The organism is Paenibacillus antri (assembly GCF_005765165.1).
In the GTDB taxonomy this organism is placed as follows: domain Bacteria; phylum Bacillota; class Bacilli; order Paenibacillales; family YIM-B00363; genus Paenibacillus_AE; species Paenibacillus_AE antri.
The window spans coordinates 166,607-184,385 of sequence record NZ_VCIW01000005.1 but is presented as its reverse complement, the minus strand read 5'-3'; the positions used below and the strand labels follow the sequence as shown (position 1 = coordinate 184,385).

Below are 17,779 nucleotides of genomic sequence, written 5' to 3'. Positions count from 1 at the left end.
ATGTTCAGTCCGTCCCTCTCCCTTCCTCGCGCGGCGACATCGGAAGCCGGGCGGCGATCCGGGTCCCCCCGGAGCCGTCCCGCGGGGATTCGATCCGCAGCGTTCCTCCCAGCTCTTCCGCCCGCTCTCGAAGCGACGTCAGCCCGACGCCGCCGGAGCCGTCGCCCCTGCGCGGTTTTCTGTCCTCCGAAATTCCGATTCCGTCGTCCCGAATCTCTATATGCAGCTCGCCTTCCTTAGGCTCGAACGATACGCGGCATTCCGTCGCTGACGAATGCTTCACGACGTTGGCGAGCGCCTCGGACACGATGCGGTACGCCGCCGCCTCGACGGCCGCCGGCAGCGGCGGCAGCTTCCCGTCCGATGTCACGACGATGCGCGCGTTCGCCCCTTCGAGCTGCGTCCACCGCTCCGCCTGTTGGCGAACCGCTTCCAACAAGCCGTACTGGTCAAGCGCCGGCGGCCGCAGATCGTTCACGAAGGCGCGGATGTCCCCGGCGGCCTCCCGGATATCCGTCTCGAGCTCCGATACGATCTTCCGGGCGCGGGACGGATCCCGGTCCATCAAGTCGCTCGCGGCGGAAGCGAGCAGCGCCAACGAGGCTAACCGCGGCGCAAGATCGTCGTGCAGATTGTTACGGATCGTGCGCCGCTCTTCTTCCCTGGCGTACACCAACTTCTGTCTGGATGCTTGCAGCTCTTGCATAAGCCTCCCGATATCGAGCGACTGCTTGAGGTCGTACACGATTCTGGCGGCTTCCCGCGCGAACAGCTGCAGCAGCTTGCCGTCGGCGGAGGACAGCGGCTCGCCCGGCGCGCGCGGCATGACGTACAGCCCGCCGAGCTCTTCCCCGCCGACGACGAGCGGCAGCCGAGCGGCGGCGGCGTCCCGCGCGACGCCCGAAGCGGCCGCTTCCGTCTCGACGCCGCGATGTTTGATCGTAATCGACGCATGCGGAAGCCGCATCGCCTCCCGGATCGTCGTCGTCACCGATTCCAATACCCGCTCGGGGGCGAACGGCTCGCGCAGCCGATCGCCGAGACGGACGAGGTACGACACCGGATCCTCCCTTCGGCCGTAGACGATCCGATTCGACAGCTTATCCAACGCGTTCTTGATCGGCGAAAACAACACGGCGACGACTCCCGTCGCGATGAGCCGGAACACGCCGCTCTCCGTCTGAAACACCAACGCAAGATACGCAACGACGGCAAGGTAGATCGCGAACGAAATGACGAGCAACGCCGCGTAGACGAAGCCGCTCCTCACGACGGGGGGCACGCCCCAGAGTCTGTGCTTCAGCAGCGCCGCGCCTAGCGACAAGGGGATCCACAGCATCGCCGAACGCGCCGCCAGATCGAGCCAGAATAGGTGCCCGCCATACAATTCGGGCCACGCGACGAGCGGCAGGCTGACGGCGATGAGCGTCGCGAAGGCGCCGATGAACCCGACGGCCACCTTCCGAATCGCCTCCCGGCCGTGTTCCGCCGAGACTTCCCGGTATTGCGTGAATTGACTATAGGATAACGAACCGTAGAAGACCACCATCCAGAGCAGCGACAGCGCGAGCGGCCAACGGTCGACATGGATCGCCGGGAAGGGCAATACGTCCGGAACGTTCCGAGTCAGGAAAGCTCCGATCGCGACCCAGGGAAGCCACGACCTTGTCGCGCGGCCGCTCGGGAATAGAAGCGCGAATGCCATAAAGCCGGCGATGGCGGCGGTTTGCGCCGCAGGGACGAGCCATTCGGCCCCTTCCCAACCTAAATAGGTTTGGTTGCCGAACGCGAAGCAAACTAAGGATAACGCCGCGGTCGAGCCGAGCGCATCCTTCGGCTTCAGGAGCAAGATCAGCCCGGCGACGCCGGCGTACACGGCGAAGAAGGCGGCATCCAGTCCCAGGTGAAGCCAGGCCGTCCCGACGATGCCGAATAACGGCGCGCCGCCCGGTTCGGCCGCGATCGGACTCATGGTCGCCAGCTCGCAGCCCAAGGTCGGACCATAGCACGTCGATATCAGATAGTCGTAGTAGAACGGCAACGCCGCGAGGAAGCAGACGGTCAGCCCGAGCGCCCCCGCCGTCGCTGCGACGTACAACGCGGACAGCCGCCGGAAATTCCGGCGGCGGCTTGGTTCGGTCGACGTTCCGAAGGACGCTTTCCCCTCTGCGGTCATGAACGAAAATCACCTCGAGCGTTGTGTGTAAAATATCGTACCCGCGAAGGCGAGACCGAAGACGATCGACGCCATGCCCCCCGCGACCCCCCAGCTGCCCGGATGGTTCGGCACCGCGAGCGCCGCGGCCCCCAGATAGACGTACGTGAGGCTGACGATGACGCCGAGCGCGAACGAACCGGCCCGTTTCGCGGAAGCGAGGAACCCGGCGTACAGCAGTACGAGCAGCATCGCCGCTTCTTCGCCCCAGCGGAATTGATCCGCGGTTTCCCCCATCTGCTGCATGCCGGCGTGAATCGCCACCGGAACGAGGATCAGCGCGGCGGCGACAGTCATCGCAAGAAGCGGTCGGGTATATCCTCCGGCCGGTTCAAGCTTGATCGCCGCCGAACGGCGATGGTAGAAGGCGAACAGCACGAGCAGCACGAGAAGGAACATTACGAAGACGAACGCCTTCTGGAGCGCCATCTGCGGCGACGTAATCGCGAGGACGGCCAAGAACGCGATATGACCGACCGCGTATACATGAAGCAGCACCGGCTTCTCGTAAGGCTTGCGCAGCAAGGCGATGAGACACCCTCCGAATAAGAACGCGAGCAGCGCCCCGTGCGAGGCCGCGAGCCAGCGGTACGAATCCGGCACGAACGTCTCGTCGTTGCAGCCTCCGCAATCGGACGGCACCCAAGGCTCCAGCGCCTCCGTGGCCCCTTGCAGAAAGAAAAATCCGAATAACGCGAACAGAACGGCGACGATCCCGAATCCGATTCGCTTCCAGCGCTTCGGCTGACTTGTTCCCACTGTCGAAGCTAGCATATTTTCTAAATCCCCTCTCGTCGGTTATCGGTATTCAGCATACCGAATACCGCAACACGACGAATAGAGGTCCATTCCCGGATCTTCGGGAATATCGGTCGGGAAACGTTGCGCGCTCTATCGGGCAAGTAACTCCTCGATGACGGCGATCGCCTTCGATTTCGATCGATCGATGTACGCGAGGATGTCATCCAACCGATAAACTTCTAGCTCGCAGTCCATATGACATTCGATCCTATCGAAATCTCCGTACATCGTCTCGACAAGTTTCTGAAGATCGTCTTTCGCGACCCCTTCGATTTCCTTCGGCGAACCATCGATCTTCAGCCAATCCTGTAAATATCCCATATTGTAATGACTAAGCAGTTTCGTATTTAGCTTGCTAAAATCCGAATACCATTTATGCAAGAAAGTCGGGTCTGCGTCCTGCTTCGGTTTCAATTCATAGGGGTAATAGATCGACTCCATCCACACGTGGTCGGCGACGAGATGAGTCAAATATCCGAGGGAATAGTCGTCTCTTGCGCTTGATAAATATGAATCCATGTATCTCCGGTAGTTTACCTGTCTCGTCTTGCGGTCGGCATCCCCTTCGAAATAATGCGTCGTCGCTTTCCTCTCGAACGTGAAGGCCGCATCGGGCGCGATGGAACCGATTAGAAAATCGCCCTTGTTTTTGAACGCGTCAAGGTTGGAAGCTACTAGCTCGCCAATGATGAAATGCATGACTCGCGAACCCATGTCATCGCTCCTTGCGTAAAAAGACAGCCCGCGTTAACTCGCGGACTGCCCCCATCGGCTCCCCAATGATGGCATTCATGTCGGGAGCGCATCCTGCCTTGGATCATTTTCTAATAAGTTACAATAAAAGCTACCATAGATTTGTTACTATTTCCATTCCTTTCTTTCCATTCTTTCTCTCAAGCATGGAAAAGGGAGCCGCGCGGCTCCCAACGTTCTATTCTATCGCTCGGTCACGCTTCCACTCTCGGCTTTCCGGGGTCGCAGTTCGGAGGCTGCACCTCCGATACCCAGGACAACTTCGTTAAATAATAGCACTCTTCCCTAGCCATATGATCGGCCATTAGCGGCATAAGGGCGCCTAGCACCTCTTTCGTCAGTCTCATCTCTTCCAGCTCTTCCAGGAACTTCGTAAATAAGAGCATCTCAAGCTCGACTTCTTTGTTGAAACGCTGCAGCGCCGGGAACTGTCGCAGCCCTGTCCGGGTATAACCGGCCAATTCCACGGCTTTCAAATAAAACGCTTCGAACTATTTGGTGAAAGCTTCGCTCGTGTTCTTTAATCTCTTCTCGACCGCGTCGAGCTCCGCGCCGATCGCAGCGGAATGACCGAACGCGTCCTGCAGCCATACCAAATGATGATGAAGCGCTTCTTGTCGCGGAGGGATTTGACCCGCCTGAAGATGATGAAAGACGGACAACGCTTCCTCGACCTCGTTCACCATATGATTCAGGAACGTGGGCGGCAGATTGATTTTGATATTGCCCGCAAGATGACGTTGGAGAAGATGCAGCTTGTAAAAACGAATGTCTTGCCCGTTACGGTATGCGCTCCGATTGAGTTCGAGGATCGCCTGCGCAGGCGGCTCGGCTCTGGCCGTCTCCAACATGGCGTCGAAGAAACGAATGAACTCCTCCGCCCTGCTTCCCTCCTCTCGCTCCTCCGGCGACAACGCATTATGGATGAATCGAGCATGATCCCCCAATACCTGCAGCCAAAATCGGAGCTCGAACAAGGATGCTTCTTCGAACGTCATCGATTTCATTTCCATAAGCGCCTCCACCCCTTACTTCCGTCATGCAATAAGGTATGCGCATGCGCCCATGGGAATGAATGGTTCGGAAGGTTATGTTAGCCCTGCAGCTTCATTCCTTCGTTACCGGAAACTCGGCGATCCGCAGCTTCGCGGACGCGTACGGCACTAAGACGATCTCTTCTTCGGCTTCCGCCGAGACGACCGGACTGAGCGGCAGCTCCCCGGCGGAATTCATCTCCTCCCGCCATTGCGCGACGCGCTTCGCGCGCGCCTTCAGCCGTACCGGCGCCTGTTCGGCCGAATAGGGCTGTTCCCGGACCTCCGCTTCTTCGACGGAGAAGACGCCGCTCTTCCCGTCCACCGCCAGTCCGAAGTTCCAAGCGGCGCCGGAAGCGGGAACGATCTCCCAATCGGCGAACGGGAGGTTGCCGGATCGACGCGACCAGCGCTCCGGCAGCGGAAGCGCGTACACTAGCGGACCGCGTGTTACGCCGACCGCACCGTTGGCCCGCTTCTCCAACGTAACCTCCATCGGCAGCGAGACGGTTACGCGGTCTCCCGGCGCCCACTGGCGCTCGATCGTCGCGAAGCCCGAGACGATGTCGAGCGCGACGGCCGCTCCGTTGACGCGAACCTGCGGCCGGCTGCACCAAGCCGGCATGCGAAGCTTCAACGGGAAGCGGCAAGCGCGGCTCGGTCGGACTTCGATCTCGACCGCATCGCGGAACGGATATTCGGTCCGGACTTCGAACGTCGCGTCGACGCCGCCGGCCACCTCGGTCTTTACCGTGCACGGGGCGTAAGCGACTAACGCGACGCCTTCGTCGGGCGTGCCCAACCAGAGGCGGGCGGCGAACTTCGGCCACCCTTGATGCATGTTCGCCGTGCAGCAGCCGAAGTTCGGCTCCAACCCGAACATGTTCGCGTCGTCCCGGTTCTCCGTCCAATTGCGGTGCTCCTTCGTGCATTTGATCTGATTGACTTGCTGCACGTACTGATGGCTGGTCCAATCGGCGGAGATCGTCGCCGGCAGCGCGTTGTAGGCGACCCGCTCCAGAATGTCCCCGTACCAGCCGTCGCCGAAAATCCGCACGAGATGCTCCAGCGTGTACATGTACTCCACGACCGCGCACAGCTCTACGCCTTGACTGGGATGCGTGCCGGCGAGCCATTCGTCGCCCGAAAACATGCCGTGCAGCTGCCCGTGGTAACGCATCAGCGCTTCGATCCCCTTGCGGGAAGCTTCGCGATGCTCCTCCCGGTTCGACAACAATGAATACAGCGCCGGCTCTTTCAGTCCCATCGCCACATTGACGACATGGATGCGATGGTCGAACTTCGTCTGATATCGCCAATACGGAAAATCGGAAAACAGTCCGGTCCAATCCTCCGTTTGCGCGTGAATCGTTGAAGCCAATTCCAGCAGAAAATCCTCTCCGGTTCGCCGATACAACCACTGGAGAGACAGAATCGCTTCGCCGCCTCGCGCCTTGCCCCAGTCTCTCAGCGGTCTCTCTTCGATATGCGCCGCCTTGTATCGGAAGAAGTTCAGCAGGAACGGAACGACGCGCTCGTCCTCCGTCGCTTCCGCATATTGAATCAGCGCTTTGACCATCACCATGCGCGGCCACCAGTCGTCCTCGTCCGCAGGCCCGAATTGCCCGTCGGGCTGCTGGCTGCTTAACGTCCATTCGATCCACGGACGCGCTTCGGCAAGCAGGGCTTCGTCCTGCAGCAAATAAGCGAGCGGCAGCAATCCGTCGATATAGTACGGACCTCGCTCCCACTTCTCCCCCGGGCCGCCGAGCCAGCCGCTGTCCGGACCGAGGTGATCCCAATAGCGGGGAAGCCTTCCCGTAAATCCTTTGGATTGAATGACGAGCTGATCCTTCAACCAACCCGAAGGCAGTATCGATCCGAGCGGCAGCTCTTCGAATGCGGCCTCCGCCGGAAGCCGCGATGCAGGTTGTAGTCGATGCGCGATGGACATGGTCCTCTCTCCTTTAGCGCCATGCGTCAGGCACGGCCTTATGATCAGTCCCAGTATATAGAAGGAACCGCGCCTTCGACAGATCGGATGTGAACCAAACGATCGTACAATACGAACTTCGTCGACATTCGCGCACTTCTTTAAGTAATGGCTTATATATGTTATTTTACGTATATGTTCGACGACGTTCTCAACTTACCGCCATACATACGTCAAACTTTTGCAACCTCTACATAGCATAGGAGGCACTTACTTATGACCGTGCTGCAATTCCTCGCCCCTCCGCTTCCGCACTTCACGATCGGCGGAGAAGATCGGTATCCGGCCGGGCGGAAGCACCATAGCCGCAGCAAGATCGGGGTGTTCGATCTGCTGTTCGTAACGCAAGGAGCCCTCTACATGGCCGAGGAGGACCGCGAGTACGACGTTATGCCCGGGAAGGCGTTGATCCTTAGGCCCGACCTCCAACACCATGCGTACAAGCCCTGTACTGCGGATACTCATTTCTACTGGCTTCACTTCCAGACGATAGGCGGCTGGCGGGAGCTTTCCGACGAGACGCCGACCGATTACCGGCCGCCGGACGACCCCTATCTGCCGATCGCCTCGTTCATGATCGACTTGCCCCGCTTTTGCAGCTTGGCGAACCCCGCCCGCATGCAGGCGAACTTCGCCCGTTTGCTCGAGATGCAGACGGCGGCCAGCGCGCCCTGGGAGCAGCAAATCTTATTTCAGGAAATCGTTCGAGAGTTGAATTCCAGGCAGATGGAAATGTGGAATTCGCCGGTGTATCGCGCGGCCGAACAGACAGCGCTATATTTACGGCAGCATTACCGCGCGCCGATTACGAACGCGGCGTTGAAAGAACGCCTTCATTTCCACCCGACGTATTTGGCGCGCTGCATGAAACAAGTATACGGTTGCACGCCTTTGGCATACGCGAACGGTCTACGGCTGCGTCAAGCGAAGACGCTCTTGATGCGCACCGACATGCCCGTACACCGCATCGCGGCGGACGTCGGCTTTAACAGCTCCACGTACTTCATCCGCTGCTTCGTGCAAGCGGAAGGCATGACCCCGAAGTCGTACCGTTCCCTGCATCGATAAAGAACGCCCTTGCCTCCGGAAAACTCATGGAGCAAGGGCGTCCGCCGACTTAGATGAGATTCAAAAAACTAAACCCGTACACGGAACCGACGGCGAATACGATCGTCCACAACGCTAAGCTGACCGTCATCCAACCAACGACGCGAAGTTTGGAAGCGCCGAACGTCAGGGCCAACACCGCGGCGATATCGGTTCCGACGAAGATCGGCGCGATGATGGCCAATCCGGGGATGCCGTACTTTTCCCATATCGCTCTTGAACGCGTTTCCTTCTTCGTCGGACCGGTGATCCCTTTCTTCGCTCTTCTCGCTTGCCTCCATTCCGAGATTTGCTTGAAGAACAACCCGAGAATCAGAATTAATAAGAAATTCCCGACGAAAGCCGCCACGCTAACCCATACCGGCGACAACCCCCACAGCACTCCAAGCGGTACGACGAGAGATACGTCCATCCAGGGTGCCGCCGCCAGCAGAAATAAAACAATATATTGCCACATCGCACTCGCTTCTTCAGCCCACTCCAACACCTGTCCATCCCCCGCTTCAAAATTGGTTGAGTTTCCGGATCGTCAGCCAATACACAAGATATTGACCCAATCCTAAAGCGCCTATGCTGACTAAAGCCGTCAGCTTGTAATCCGCAAACACGAAACATGCGCCGGCCGCCGCAGGCAACGCGAACGCATAGTAGATATATACGTTTCGACATGCCTTGAAAGTAACCCATTGATGACCTTCATCCGTCTCGCGAAAAGGCAAGAAATCCGATTACGATAAGCAGAAAGAACGCTGGGACAAACGGGGATCGCACGATTCGTTGAAGCATATAACCGCTACTCCTTTATAGAAAAAATGTCTTCGACCGGCACGCGGAACGCCTTCGAAATTTTCAAAGCCAATGTCACGGACGGGGCGTAATCCCCTTTCTCGATCAGGCCGATCGTCTGCCGAGTCGCCCCGACGGCGTCGGCTAAGTCCTGCTGCGTCCACTTGTAACGCGCTCGAAGCTCGCGTACTCGGTTTTCAAGCATGATCGCGTTCCTTCCACCATGTGATATATCACATAGTAAACGATCCTTGTCGAAATGTAAATGATCATTGTCATTATGACAATAATCATTGCCTTATAGTTCACAGGAGAGCCGCGGATACTAAGATCAATTTTGCAAAAAAGGAGCTCTTGCGTTGTTAACCCAATTAACGATAAAGCTGGCGGTCGGTTTCATCGCCCTTTTCCTTGTGACGAAGTTTATCGGAGGACGCGAACTCAAGCATCTTACGATATTCGATTTCATATCCGCCATCGTGTTGTCCGAGCTCGTCGGCAGCATGCTGTATGACGAGGAAATCAATGTTCTGTATATGATTTACTCTCTAACGTTCTGGACCTTGTTAAATTACGCGATCGATAAGCTAACGCTCAAGGCGCGCAAAGCGAGGAAATTTTTCGACGGGGACATCGAACTTGTCGTGAAAAACAACGTCATCGACAAAGCGATCTTACGAAAGCACCGGATCGATCTTCATGAATTTCTTAGCTTATTGCGGGAGAAGGATGTGTATTCCATCCGTGAAGTCGGCTACGCATTCCTGGAACCGAACGGGGGGCTCAATGTGATCAAGGGGGACTCGGTGAATAAAGGCAGAATCGCGAAAGACTTGCTCCTGCCTCTTCCAGTGATCATGGACGGTCAGATTATCGAGAACGCACTAGGCCTTCTAGGCAAGGATCGAACATGGCTTCGCGAGGAGATCGGGAAATTCGGGTTTAGTCAAGCTTCGGAGCTGTTTTACGCGGAGTATATCGAGGGGCAAGGCTTATTCGTCCAGGCGCAGCCATGAACGCAGGTTCGACATAAACAACGGGACCGTACCTTACGGATGCAAGGCAGGTCCCGGTCGTTCGCGCGACTAGACGGCCGATCGCGCTGATTTCCCGCGGGATCCGGACGGAACAGACTTTTTCACGACGGGCACCCAAAGCTCGTTTTTGTTTTCTTCCGGCGGCAAATAACATTCGATGGCCGGCAAATACGCCAAGTCATAGGCGGAAGTCGGCAGCCATTCGGTATATAACCTTTTCCAAATGTCCCCGATCCCCTCCGGCCCTCCCTCCGCTTCGAAAACAGCCCAAGTCGCAGCCGGGAACTCGCGCTTGACCATGCCTTCCGCCGGGGCTTGGACGGACGCGACGGACATGATGTAATGGAACGATTCGTTCTTCCCGTGATCCCCGTCCGCGCATACGCCTAAGATGCCTCTGATGTTCGGATGGGGTTCCCGCACCTCCCACAGCTTATCGAACAGTCCTTCCTTCATCGCGCTTGTCCACGCGCGCGGTACGGCATCGAAAGCATCCGCCGTCTTGATCTTCTCTTGCACGCCTACGACGGCGAACGCCTCTGCTTCTTCGATCCGATACTTCATTCCCACGACCCCTTGGATTGAAATTTGGAAGGAGATTCGAGGATAGGCCTGAAGAGGGGTACCGCTATTCCGCGCGGCGGTCGGCGTAGTCCCGTGCACGTTTTGAAAAGCGCGGGCGAACGCTTCCGGCGAATCGTAGCCGTACTTCAGCGCGATATCGATCACTTTCGCCTTCCCATGCTGAAGCTCGAACGCCGCTAAGGTTAATCTTCTGCGCCTCACATATTCCGATAACGGAACGTCCGTAATAAAGGAGAACATCCGTTGGAAATGGTACACCGAGCAGCATGCGACTTTCGCAACGTCTTCGTAATCGATCTCTTCTAACATACGCTCCTCGATATAACCGATTGCTCGATTCATTCTGTCGACCCAATCCACCGCGATCATCCTTCCGACTTCAATTTAGCGCATGACGATCTGTGAATCCTTGCATTTCATGCACAAGATCGCAAGGTATTCTTCCATTCGTCATTCGATGACATATTTCTATCAGCCATGCTAGGGTAAGGTATGTAATACATCGATTCGGAAATAATACGGTTTATACCCTATCCGCGAGGTCACCATGTTACTATCCTTCTCTATCGCCGCAAGCTGGATGCTTATCGCGACGGCGGCTCTCGTTCGAAAGTCGTCGCGCCAGGATTTCGCCTTCGTCTTTTTATTGTCGAATTTCATCAACACCAACGTATATTATTGGTCCAGCCAAACGCTTCATATCTTCGAAATCTCGAAGGATCCGGCGAGCTTCGTTTCCTTCACGCTGTTGCAAAGCGCGATCGTCCCGCTATTCATCGCAGTGACGGCGAACGGGGCGGCTCTCGTTCGAACCGTCTCCCGCAGGGTCCATATACACGTCGCTTCGATCGCTTTTCTTATAGGCTTGGAGGGCCTTAGTCACTATCTTCGCATCGTTATTTACAACGAGGTTCACGTGTTTTCTTGGCTGGCCGGCTATCGTATTCTCTTGTATATCCTGCCGCTCATAACCTTGCGATACTTTCGAAGGATGTGCATTCATGCAAGGACCTAATTGGCTTTACGAGAAGGCCTTCGATTGGAACGATTGGTTTGTGCTTGGATGTATCGCCTTTTTATATAGTGCGGTCTATTTAATGCCGAAGCGGTTATCCAAATCTACCATGTTATTAATCTTCCTTTTCAGCGCAACGTTCGCAAGTATATTGGACAACTCCATCGGCGGACATATTTTCGATCTCTACGACATTATGGACGGACCGGCCTATACCGTCATGGATTTTACGCTTTACTTTCTCTACGCGCCGTTCGGCTACTTCTTCGTTTATTTTTACGATCTGTTCCGCGTGCGCGGTCTCCTGAGAGTCGGATATGTCGTGCTTTGGTCCGGCTTTTCGGTAGCTTTCGAACTTTTATGCTCCCTCGTCGGCGTGTTCCATTACAAAGACGCGTATGGGTTGCATTATTCGTTTTCGATCTATCTGTTCGTGCAAAGCGCCACGATAATGTTTTACCATTATATTACGGATCGCCCGCTCGGGACGTCCCCATAAAGAAAGGCCGCTCTGCGATCGCAGGACGGCCCGAATGAATTTCGAAACGGGGAGTTGTCACGACTTCAACCAACGGAAAAATCCGATCTTGCCTTGCCCGCCGCACTTGTCGCATCCGGTCAATCCTTCGCCGCTACAAGAAGTACACTTGCTTCGACCGTATTGGACCCCTTCTCCCGAACACGCGGTGCATTTCACCTTCCCCGTACCTTCGCATGGTTTACACTTCAATCCGCATCCCTCCCTGGTCGTATGATGAACGAGGAGACAGACATCCTTGCGTGTAATTACCGATGTAAGCGTATCACGGGATGGAAATCGATCTCAAGCGCCGATTTCGCTCGCGGGTCGCGCTGTGGCCTTGACAAGCGAAACGAATCTACGTCTATCGTCGATTCCCTTACGTTCTCTGGAACATTCTGGGTTGTCCATAACGGTTATTGCGCGGACTCGGCGACCTGCAACGCTTCTTCTCCCGTAATCTGGCCGGTAACGGAATATTGAATCCCGTCTACGCTCCAAAACAATTCGGTGAGACCGGGTTGTTCGAACACGAATCCGTCCGCGCCGCCGACCGTCGTCTTCGAGAACAAATCCGCCGGGAACGCGGCCGGTAAGCGGCTGGCGACGAACGTCAACGACTTCTCGCCGGAAGCATACGTGAAGATGACGTCTCTGGCCGGCTCGCCTTCCATCCCTACCGCCGCGATCTCCGACAACGTAAAGCCCTCGGGTACGTCGTTCGGAACATGCAATTCCGCTCCGAAGGCCGTTGCGGCTTCGTCGACGGTGCTCAGCGGAGTCGTGATCAGCTGCGACAAGTCGGAGCCGACGGCGCCTCCGTTCGCCGGCGGCTCGCTGCCGGCCGATTGGTCTCCCGGCGTCGGGGCGGCCGGCGGCTGCAGCATCGGATAGCCGATGAGAAGCATGACCGCCGCGGCCAACGCCGCCGCCCCCAGCATCCAAGACTTCGGGAAAGCCGTCCGCCGAACCGGCTTTTCCGCGGCCGCCGTCCGCCGAACCTTCGCTTTCAAATCTTCGCTCATCTCTATATTGGAAAATAACATCTCATCCGACTCCTCTCGAAATTGTCGACGCAGCTTACGATCCGTATCCGTCATTGTACGTCTCCTCCTTCTTCATCTCCCGAGCCAACGCCTCGCGCGCTCGGTGCAATCGGTTCCGCACGGTGCCTTCGGGCGTCTTCGTCGCATCCGCGATCTCCGGCGTGCTTAGATCCGAGTAATAGTATAGAAACAACACTTCTTGGTAGGGCAGGGGCAAGCGTAGTACATGCTGCAGCAGTTCGCTCTTCTTCAGCCGCTCAAGCGCCTCCTCTTCCACGCTGATCGTTCGCCCCCGCTCCATCCGACTCGGGTCGGTCGGCTGCTCCGAGAACATCCGCACGCCCATCTTGTCTCTGCACACGTTGACCGCGATCGTCGTCAACCACGTCTTCACCGCGCTTTCCCCGCGAAACGACGTCCATGTTCGATAAGCGCGCAGGAATACTTCCTGACTGATATCCTCGGCGAGATGCCGATCCCCGGTATAAAAATAGGCGGTCCGCATAACGGTCGCGCCGTAATGCTCCATGAGCTGCTCGAGCGCCCCCGCGGGATCCTTCGAAAATTCCTCTTTCGTCTTCAAGCCGGCCGGCTTCACTGGATCACCACCTCCACCCTATTAGACGGCCTGAGGAAGAAATCCGCTTCATCGCGAACCGCCGAAATGAAAAAAAAGCTTCACCGACTCCGATCCGGAAGTCGATACAGCCCATACGCCCGGCCCCCCTGGGAGGCGATCGATACGTCGATGGTCTCATCTTTTTTCCACAAAAAGGTTGACGTCGAGGCGAATAATCGTAATAATTACGAAATAATATGAGATAGCTTGACTGATTCGCAAACGGAGTATTATTGGAGGTCTATGAAATGATCGCTCCTGCCGTTCGGCTTGGTTTGTCGCTTGTTCTGCTCGTGTTCGTAAGTTTCCTTATCGTTATTTTCATGAATCCGGAAGTCATCCGCAACTTGCCCGAGCTGCAAATCTCTAGTATCCAAACGTTCAAAACGATGTTCGTCAGCATCGTCCTGGAGGCCTTCCCCTTCATTTTGCTCGGCGTCGTCCTGTCATCGATCCTCCAGGTATTCGTCCCCGACCGCATCGTGCAGCGATTGATCCCGAAAAATCCCGTTCTCGGCGTCCTGGTGTCCTGCTTGTTGGGCGTCATCTTCCCGATCTGCGAATGCGGAATGATCCCTGTCGCCCGTAGGCTCGTAAAGAAAGGGCTTCCGCTCTACTCCGCGGTTGTGTTCCTGCTCGCGGGACCCATTCTAAATCCCGTCGTATTCGCATCGACCTATATGGCGTTTCGGGCGAGACCCGAGATCGTCTATTCGCGGATGGGGTTAGCGTTCGCCGTCGCTGCGGCCGTAGGGCTTCTAGTATACGCCTTCGTGAAGAAAGATCCTTTGAAGTCCGTTCCGAGTCACGCGCATCACGATCACCATCACGATCACGGCCACCATCACGATCGCGACTCGGCCGGTACCGGCAATAAACTATTTTCGACCTTCGAGCATGCGTCCGGCGAGTTCATCGACATGGGCAAATATTTAGTGTTCGGCGCCCTCCTTACGGCCGGCGTTCAAACCTTTTTGGATCGCGACAGTCTGCTCGCCATCGCGAATTCCGAATGGATTTCCAATTGGTTCATGATGGGCTTCGCCTACATCCTATCCATCTGTTCCACTTCCGATGCGTTCGTCGCCTCTTCGTTCGCGTCTACCTTTTCCGCTACGTCTTTGATCGCTTTCCTCGTCTTCGGCCCGATGTTAGACGTGAAGAGCACGATGATGATGCTGGCGGTATTCCGAGGCAGATTCGTGCTGTTCATCGCCTTCTTTACGTTCGTTGCCGTCTCCGCCGGCGTATTTTTGCTCGGAAAATTCATCTAATTCTCTAGTAAGGAGAGGAACCTTATGACGATCCACCGTCTATTGCGAGCGTTCGTCGCAGCCGGATTTTCCACTTACATCATTTACTTAGTTAAAGTTGATGCGCTGCAATATTACATCGCGCCGAGGATGGAAATTTTCGTGAAGCTGTCGGCCATCGTATTGATGATGTTCGCCGTCGTCCAAGCATTCTCCATGTTCGTAGGCGCGAGAGGACGTCACGTCGATTGCGGCTGCGACCATCCCCCCTCCCCGTCGTTATGGCGTAACGCGCTGACGTACGGATTATTGTTTTCCCCGCTCGTACTTGGTTATTTCCTCCCCGACCTTGCGCTCGGGAGCGACCTGGTCGATAAGAAGGGCATCGTTCTTAGCCGAAGCGAACCGGGGACGCCCGCGATTCCCCGGGAAGAGACGCCTGTACGAACGCCCTTACCGTCTTCTGAATCGTTGCAGGACGATCAATTGTTGCGATCGTTCCAGACCGGCGATCTGTACGAGGATCAATACGCAAGCTTGGCGGTACGTTTAATGAAACAAGATCCCATGGTCGTTCGGGAAGATGCTTACTTAGAGATTATCACGGCGATCGACCTGTTCCTGAATCGATTCGTCGGGAAGAGCGTGCAAATCGAAGGGTTCGCGTACCGAACGGAGGAGATGGCCGCGGATGAATTCGTCGTGGCGAGGATGGCCATGGATTGTTGCTCCGCCGATGCGACGCCTTATGGATTCTTAGTGCAATCCCAAGAAGCGTCGCGATTCGCGGAGGATACTTGGATCCGAGTGACGGGGACGATCGGGACCGCCGATTGGGGCGGCGTGGAGATCGTAAAGATCGAGGCGGCGGAAGTCGCCGGCATCGATTCGCCGGAAACCCCATACGTGTATCCGAATTACGAAGCGCTCGACGAACTTCCGGCTCGAGATTAAGGAGTTACAGCGAACGGCGGAGCAAATATAAGAAGAACGGTGCCCCCAATAGCGTTGTAACTGCGCCGACGGGCAAACTTGCGACGTAGTGTTCCATCCCCGGCAGGGGCAATCGGATCGCCGCGCTTTGGCCGACCCAGTCCGACGCGAGGAGCAACAGCGCCGAGAAGAGCGCGCTCGTCGGAAACAACGCCGTCGGGCGCCTCCCTACGAACCATCCGGCGACATGGGGACCGATCAATCCGATGAAGCCGATCGCTCCGACGACGGAGACGGAGGCGGCGGTCAGCGCGGAAGCGATCGCGAGCATCAGGAAACGGGTACGATTCACGGCAAGGCCCAGACCGGCGGCCGAGTCGTCTCCGAGCTGCAAAATTTCGGCCTTCCGCGCGTACGCCAGCGCCAGTCCGATCCCGAACAACGCCCATGGCCAGAGCGTCGACCAGCTGCTCCAGCCCCTCCCGTTCAGCGAACCGAACAGCCATAGAAAGATCGAGGACAGTCCCTGCTGTCGATGGAGCAGCAGGAGCGACGTCGCGGACTGCAAGATCGAAGCGGTCACGACGCCGATTAAGGCGAATCGCGCGCGGTTGGCGCTCTGACGAGAGTTTAGCGCCAAGACGAGCAGCGTAGCGCCGACGCCCCCGAAGAGCGCAACGAGCTGCAACGAGACGGTCTCCGCGAACGAGCCCGCCGCGAACGTCAACCACAGCACCGCGAACAGAACGGCGCCGGCCGAGGAGCCCATCAGACCCGGTTCGACGAGCGGATTCCGCAAGATCGATTGCAGCATCGCCCCCGCCGTACCCAGCATGGCGCCCGCCGCAACGGCGATTAGCGCTCTCGGAAGGCGCAAATTCCAGACGACGTGCCGAGTCCCGGCATCCGCTTCGACGTGAAACAGAGCACGGACGACTTCTACAAAGGAATAAGGCGTCTTTCCGAAGCCGATGTAGAGCACGAAACAACCCGAGAGCGCGATCGCCAGCGTCAGCAGGACCACCCCCGTTTTGTTACCCGCGTACGATACATTTTTCCCCTCACCCATTCGGGACTCCTCCTTGCCGCCGGACCATGAGAATCAAGAAACAGCTCCCCCCGAGCAGCGTCGTCCAGACCCCGACCGGAATTTCCGCCGGGTACAGCAGCAGACGCGCCGCCGCATCCGCGGAGACGAGTAATGCGCCGCCGCAAAGCATCGAGAACGGCAGCGCGATCCGGGCGTCGTTGGTTCCGAGCATCGATCTTGCGAGATGCGGCGCAAGCAGCGAGATAAACCCGATCGGGCCGCACTGGGCTACGGTCACCCCTACGAGTCCGGTGCACAGCGCTAGAATCGCATGACGCGACCGCTCGACGTTCACGCCGAGACCCGCAGCCACGTCGTCGCCAAGCTGCATGACATTCAAAGTACGGAGGTAGAGGAACGCCATCGGCGCCATCGCGGCGAACCACGGCAAGGTTCGCTCGACGTGATCCCAGCTTCGATTGGCAAGCGAACCGAGCAAGTATAAGTAAAGCAGATTCACGTCGTTGCTCGTACCGAGCGCGATCAAGAGAATGAGCGTGCCGTTCAGGATGGCGGATACGGACATCCCGACGAGAAGCATGCTTACCGCGCCGCGGCTGCCTCTTGCGGCAAGCAATACGCATGCTCCCCCCGCCAGTCCTCCCGCCAACGCGAACAACGGCTGCGCATGCCAGGATACCGGAAGCTGCAGCACCGCGATCGCCCCCATGGCGAGCGACGCCCCGGACGATACGCCCAGCAGCTCAGGTCCCGCCAAGCGGTTGTTCATCGCTCCTTGCACAAGCGTACCTGCCGCTCCGAGCATCGCGCCGATGAAGACGCCAAGCACGGCCCGAGGCAGCCGCATCTCCAAGACGATCGTACGCGCGAGCGGTTCCCCCTCGCTCCGGAAGACGATGCCGAGCAGCTCGCCCCACGTCAAGTTGGGGGTTCCTAAGGCAACCTGCGCCGCCGACGAGGCAAGAACGACGAGAATCAGCAGAATCGTCAGAAGTACGGAACGAAGAACACGAAGTTCCATGTCAATTCCC

General features: G+C 57.2%; 17 protein-coding genes and 2 pseudogenes. 6 read left to right on the top strand and 13 right to left on the bottom strand.

Annotated features, from left to right (window positions below):
- Positions 1 to 4: 4 nt before the first annotated feature.
- From FE782_RS10420 to FE782_RS10400, 5 genes and pseudogenes are all read right to left on the bottom strand, one after another.
- Complete coding sequence (locus tag FE782_RS10420) at positions 5 to 2,176, bottom strand: sensor histidine kinase (RefSeq protein ID WP_138194032.1); 2,172 nt, start codon at positions 2,174 to 2,176, stop codon at positions 5 to 7.
- Between the two features lie 9 nt (positions 2,177 to 2,185).
- A complete protein-coding gene (locus FE782_RS10415; protein WP_138194031.1) occupies positions 2,186 to 2,989 on the bottom strand; it encodes a hypothetical protein in 804 nt (267 codons plus the stop codon).
- Positions 2,990 to 3,106: 117 nt separating this feature from the next.
- Positions 3,107 to 3,730 carry a zinc dependent phospholipase C family protein gene (locus tag FE782_RS10410; protein ID WP_138194030.1) on the bottom strand — a complete coding sequence of 208 codons (624 nt, stop codon included), beginning with the start codon at positions 3,728 to 3,730 and terminating at the stop codon, positions 3,107 to 3,109.
- Between the two features lie 233 nt (positions 3,731 to 3,963).
- Positions 3,964 to 4,776: pseudogene (locus tag FE782_RS10405) on the bottom strand (DUF2935 domain-containing protein).
- A 100-nt stretch (positions 4,777 to 4,876) separates the two neighbouring features.
- Entirely contained in the window at positions 4,877 to 6,757 is a 1,881-nt protein-coding gene (locus FE782_RS10400; RefSeq protein ID WP_138194029.1) for a beta-L-arabinofuranosidase domain-containing protein, read from the bottom strand.
- Positions 6,758 to 7,012: 255 nt separating this feature from the next.
- Between FE782_RS10400 and FE782_RS10395 the strand changes: the two genes are divergently transcribed.
- Positions 7,013 to 7,864, top strand: a complete 852-nt coding sequence (locus FE782_RS10395; RefSeq protein WP_138194028.1) for a helix-turn-helix transcriptional regulator — start codon at positions 7,013 to 7,015, stop codon at positions 7,862 to 7,864.
- 49 nt (positions 7,865 to 7,913) lie between these two features.
- Here the strand turns inward: FE782_RS10395 and FE782_RS10390 are convergent, their stop codons facing one another.
- The 3 genes and pseudogenes from FE782_RS10390 to FE782_RS10385 all read right to left on the bottom strand — a co-directional run bounded on the left by FE782_RS10390 (position 7,914) and on the right by FE782_RS10385 (position 8,897).
- Positions 7,914 to 8,390, bottom strand: coding sequence for a small multi-drug export protein (locus FE782_RS10390; protein ID WP_138194027.1), 477 nt, complete (start codon positions 8,388 to 8,390; stop codon positions 7,914 to 7,916).
- 16 nt (positions 8,391 to 8,406) lie between these two features.
- Positions 8,407 to 8,625 (bottom strand): annotated as a pseudogene (locus FE782_RS32790) (hypothetical protein); the annotation flags it as partial.
- Positions 8,626 to 8,696: 71 nt separating this feature from the next.
- Positions 8,697 to 8,897, bottom strand: coding sequence for a helix-turn-helix transcriptional regulator (locus FE782_RS10385; RefSeq protein ID WP_202914514.1), 201 nt, complete (start codon positions 8,895 to 8,897; stop codon positions 8,697 to 8,699).
- Positions 8,898 to 9,048: 151 nt separating this feature from the next.
- On the opposite strand from FE782_RS10385, the gene FE782_RS10380 reads away from it, so the two are divergent.
- Entirely contained in the window at positions 9,049 to 9,705 is a 657-nt protein-coding gene (locus tag FE782_RS10380) for a DUF421 domain-containing protein (RefSeq protein ID WP_138194025.1), read from the top strand.
- A 69-nt stretch (positions 9,706 to 9,774) separates the two neighbouring features.
- On the opposite strand, the gene FE782_RS10375 is transcribed toward FE782_RS10380, so the two are convergent.
- A complete protein-coding gene (locus tag FE782_RS10375; protein ID WP_138194024.1) occupies positions 9,775 to 10,671 on the bottom strand; it encodes an AraC family transcriptional regulator in 897 nt (298 codons plus the stop codon).
- Between the two features lie 187 nt (positions 10,672 to 10,858).
- Between FE782_RS10375 and FE782_RS10370 the strand changes: the two genes are divergently transcribed.
- Positions 10,859 to 11,326, top strand: a complete 468-nt coding sequence (locus tag FE782_RS10370; protein WP_138194023.1) for a hypothetical protein — start codon at positions 10,859 to 10,861, stop codon at positions 11,324 to 11,326.
- Positions 11,313 to 11,825, top strand: coding sequence for a hypothetical protein (locus FE782_RS10365; RefSeq protein ID WP_138194022.1), 513 nt, complete (start codon positions 11,313 to 11,315; stop codon positions 11,823 to 11,825). The genes FE782_RS10370 and FE782_RS10365 overlap by 14 nt, the downstream gene beginning before the upstream one ends.
- A gap of 437 nt (positions 11,826 to 12,262) precedes the next feature.
- On the opposite strand, the gene FE782_RS10360 is transcribed toward FE782_RS10365, so the two are convergent.
- Both FE782_RS10360 and FE782_RS10355 read right to left on the bottom strand, forming a co-directional pair.
- On the bottom strand, positions 12,263 to 12,946 hold the full coding sequence (locus FE782_RS10360) for a hypothetical protein (RefSeq protein ID WP_138194021.1): 684 nt from the start codon (positions 12,944 to 12,946) through the stop codon (positions 12,263 to 12,265).
- Positions 12,927 to 13,490, bottom strand: a complete 564-nt coding sequence (locus FE782_RS10355) for a sigma-70 family RNA polymerase sigma factor (RefSeq protein WP_238392415.1) — start codon at positions 13,488 to 13,490, stop codon at positions 12,927 to 12,929. Before FE782_RS10355 ends, FE782_RS10360 begins: the two co-directional genes overlap by 20 nt.
- Positions 13,491 to 13,759: 269 nt before the next feature.
- Between FE782_RS10355 and FE782_RS10350 the strand changes: the two genes are divergently transcribed.
- Both FE782_RS10350 and FE782_RS10345 read left to right on the top strand, forming a co-directional pair.
- A complete protein-coding gene (locus FE782_RS10350; protein ID WP_138194020.1) occupies positions 13,760 to 14,785 on the top strand; it encodes a permease in 1,026 nt (341 codons plus the stop codon).
- A gap of 24 nt (positions 14,786 to 14,809) precedes the next feature.
- Positions 14,810 to 15,718, top strand: a complete 909-nt coding sequence (locus FE782_RS10345; RefSeq protein ID WP_138194019.1) for a TIGR03943 family putative permease subunit — start codon at positions 14,810 to 14,812, stop codon at positions 15,716 to 15,718.
- Positions 15,719 to 15,722: 4 nt separating this feature from the next.
- On the opposite strand, the gene FE782_RS10340 is transcribed toward FE782_RS10345, so the two are convergent.
- Both FE782_RS10340 and FE782_RS10335 read right to left on the bottom strand, forming a co-directional pair.
- Positions 15,723 to 16,766, bottom strand: a complete 1,044-nt coding sequence (locus FE782_RS10340) for a FecCD family ABC transporter permease (protein ID WP_138194018.1) — start codon at positions 16,764 to 16,766, stop codon at positions 15,723 to 15,725.
- The gene (locus FE782_RS10335; protein WP_138194017.1) at positions 16,759 to 17,769 is read right to left on the bottom strand and encodes a FecCD family ABC transporter permease; all 1,011 of its coding nucleotides are present in this window, start codon (positions 17,767 to 17,769) and stop codon (positions 16,759 to 16,761) included. The genes FE782_RS10340 and FE782_RS10335 overlap by 8 nt, the downstream gene beginning before the upstream one ends.
- Positions 17,770 to 17,779 lie beyond the last annotated feature (10 nt).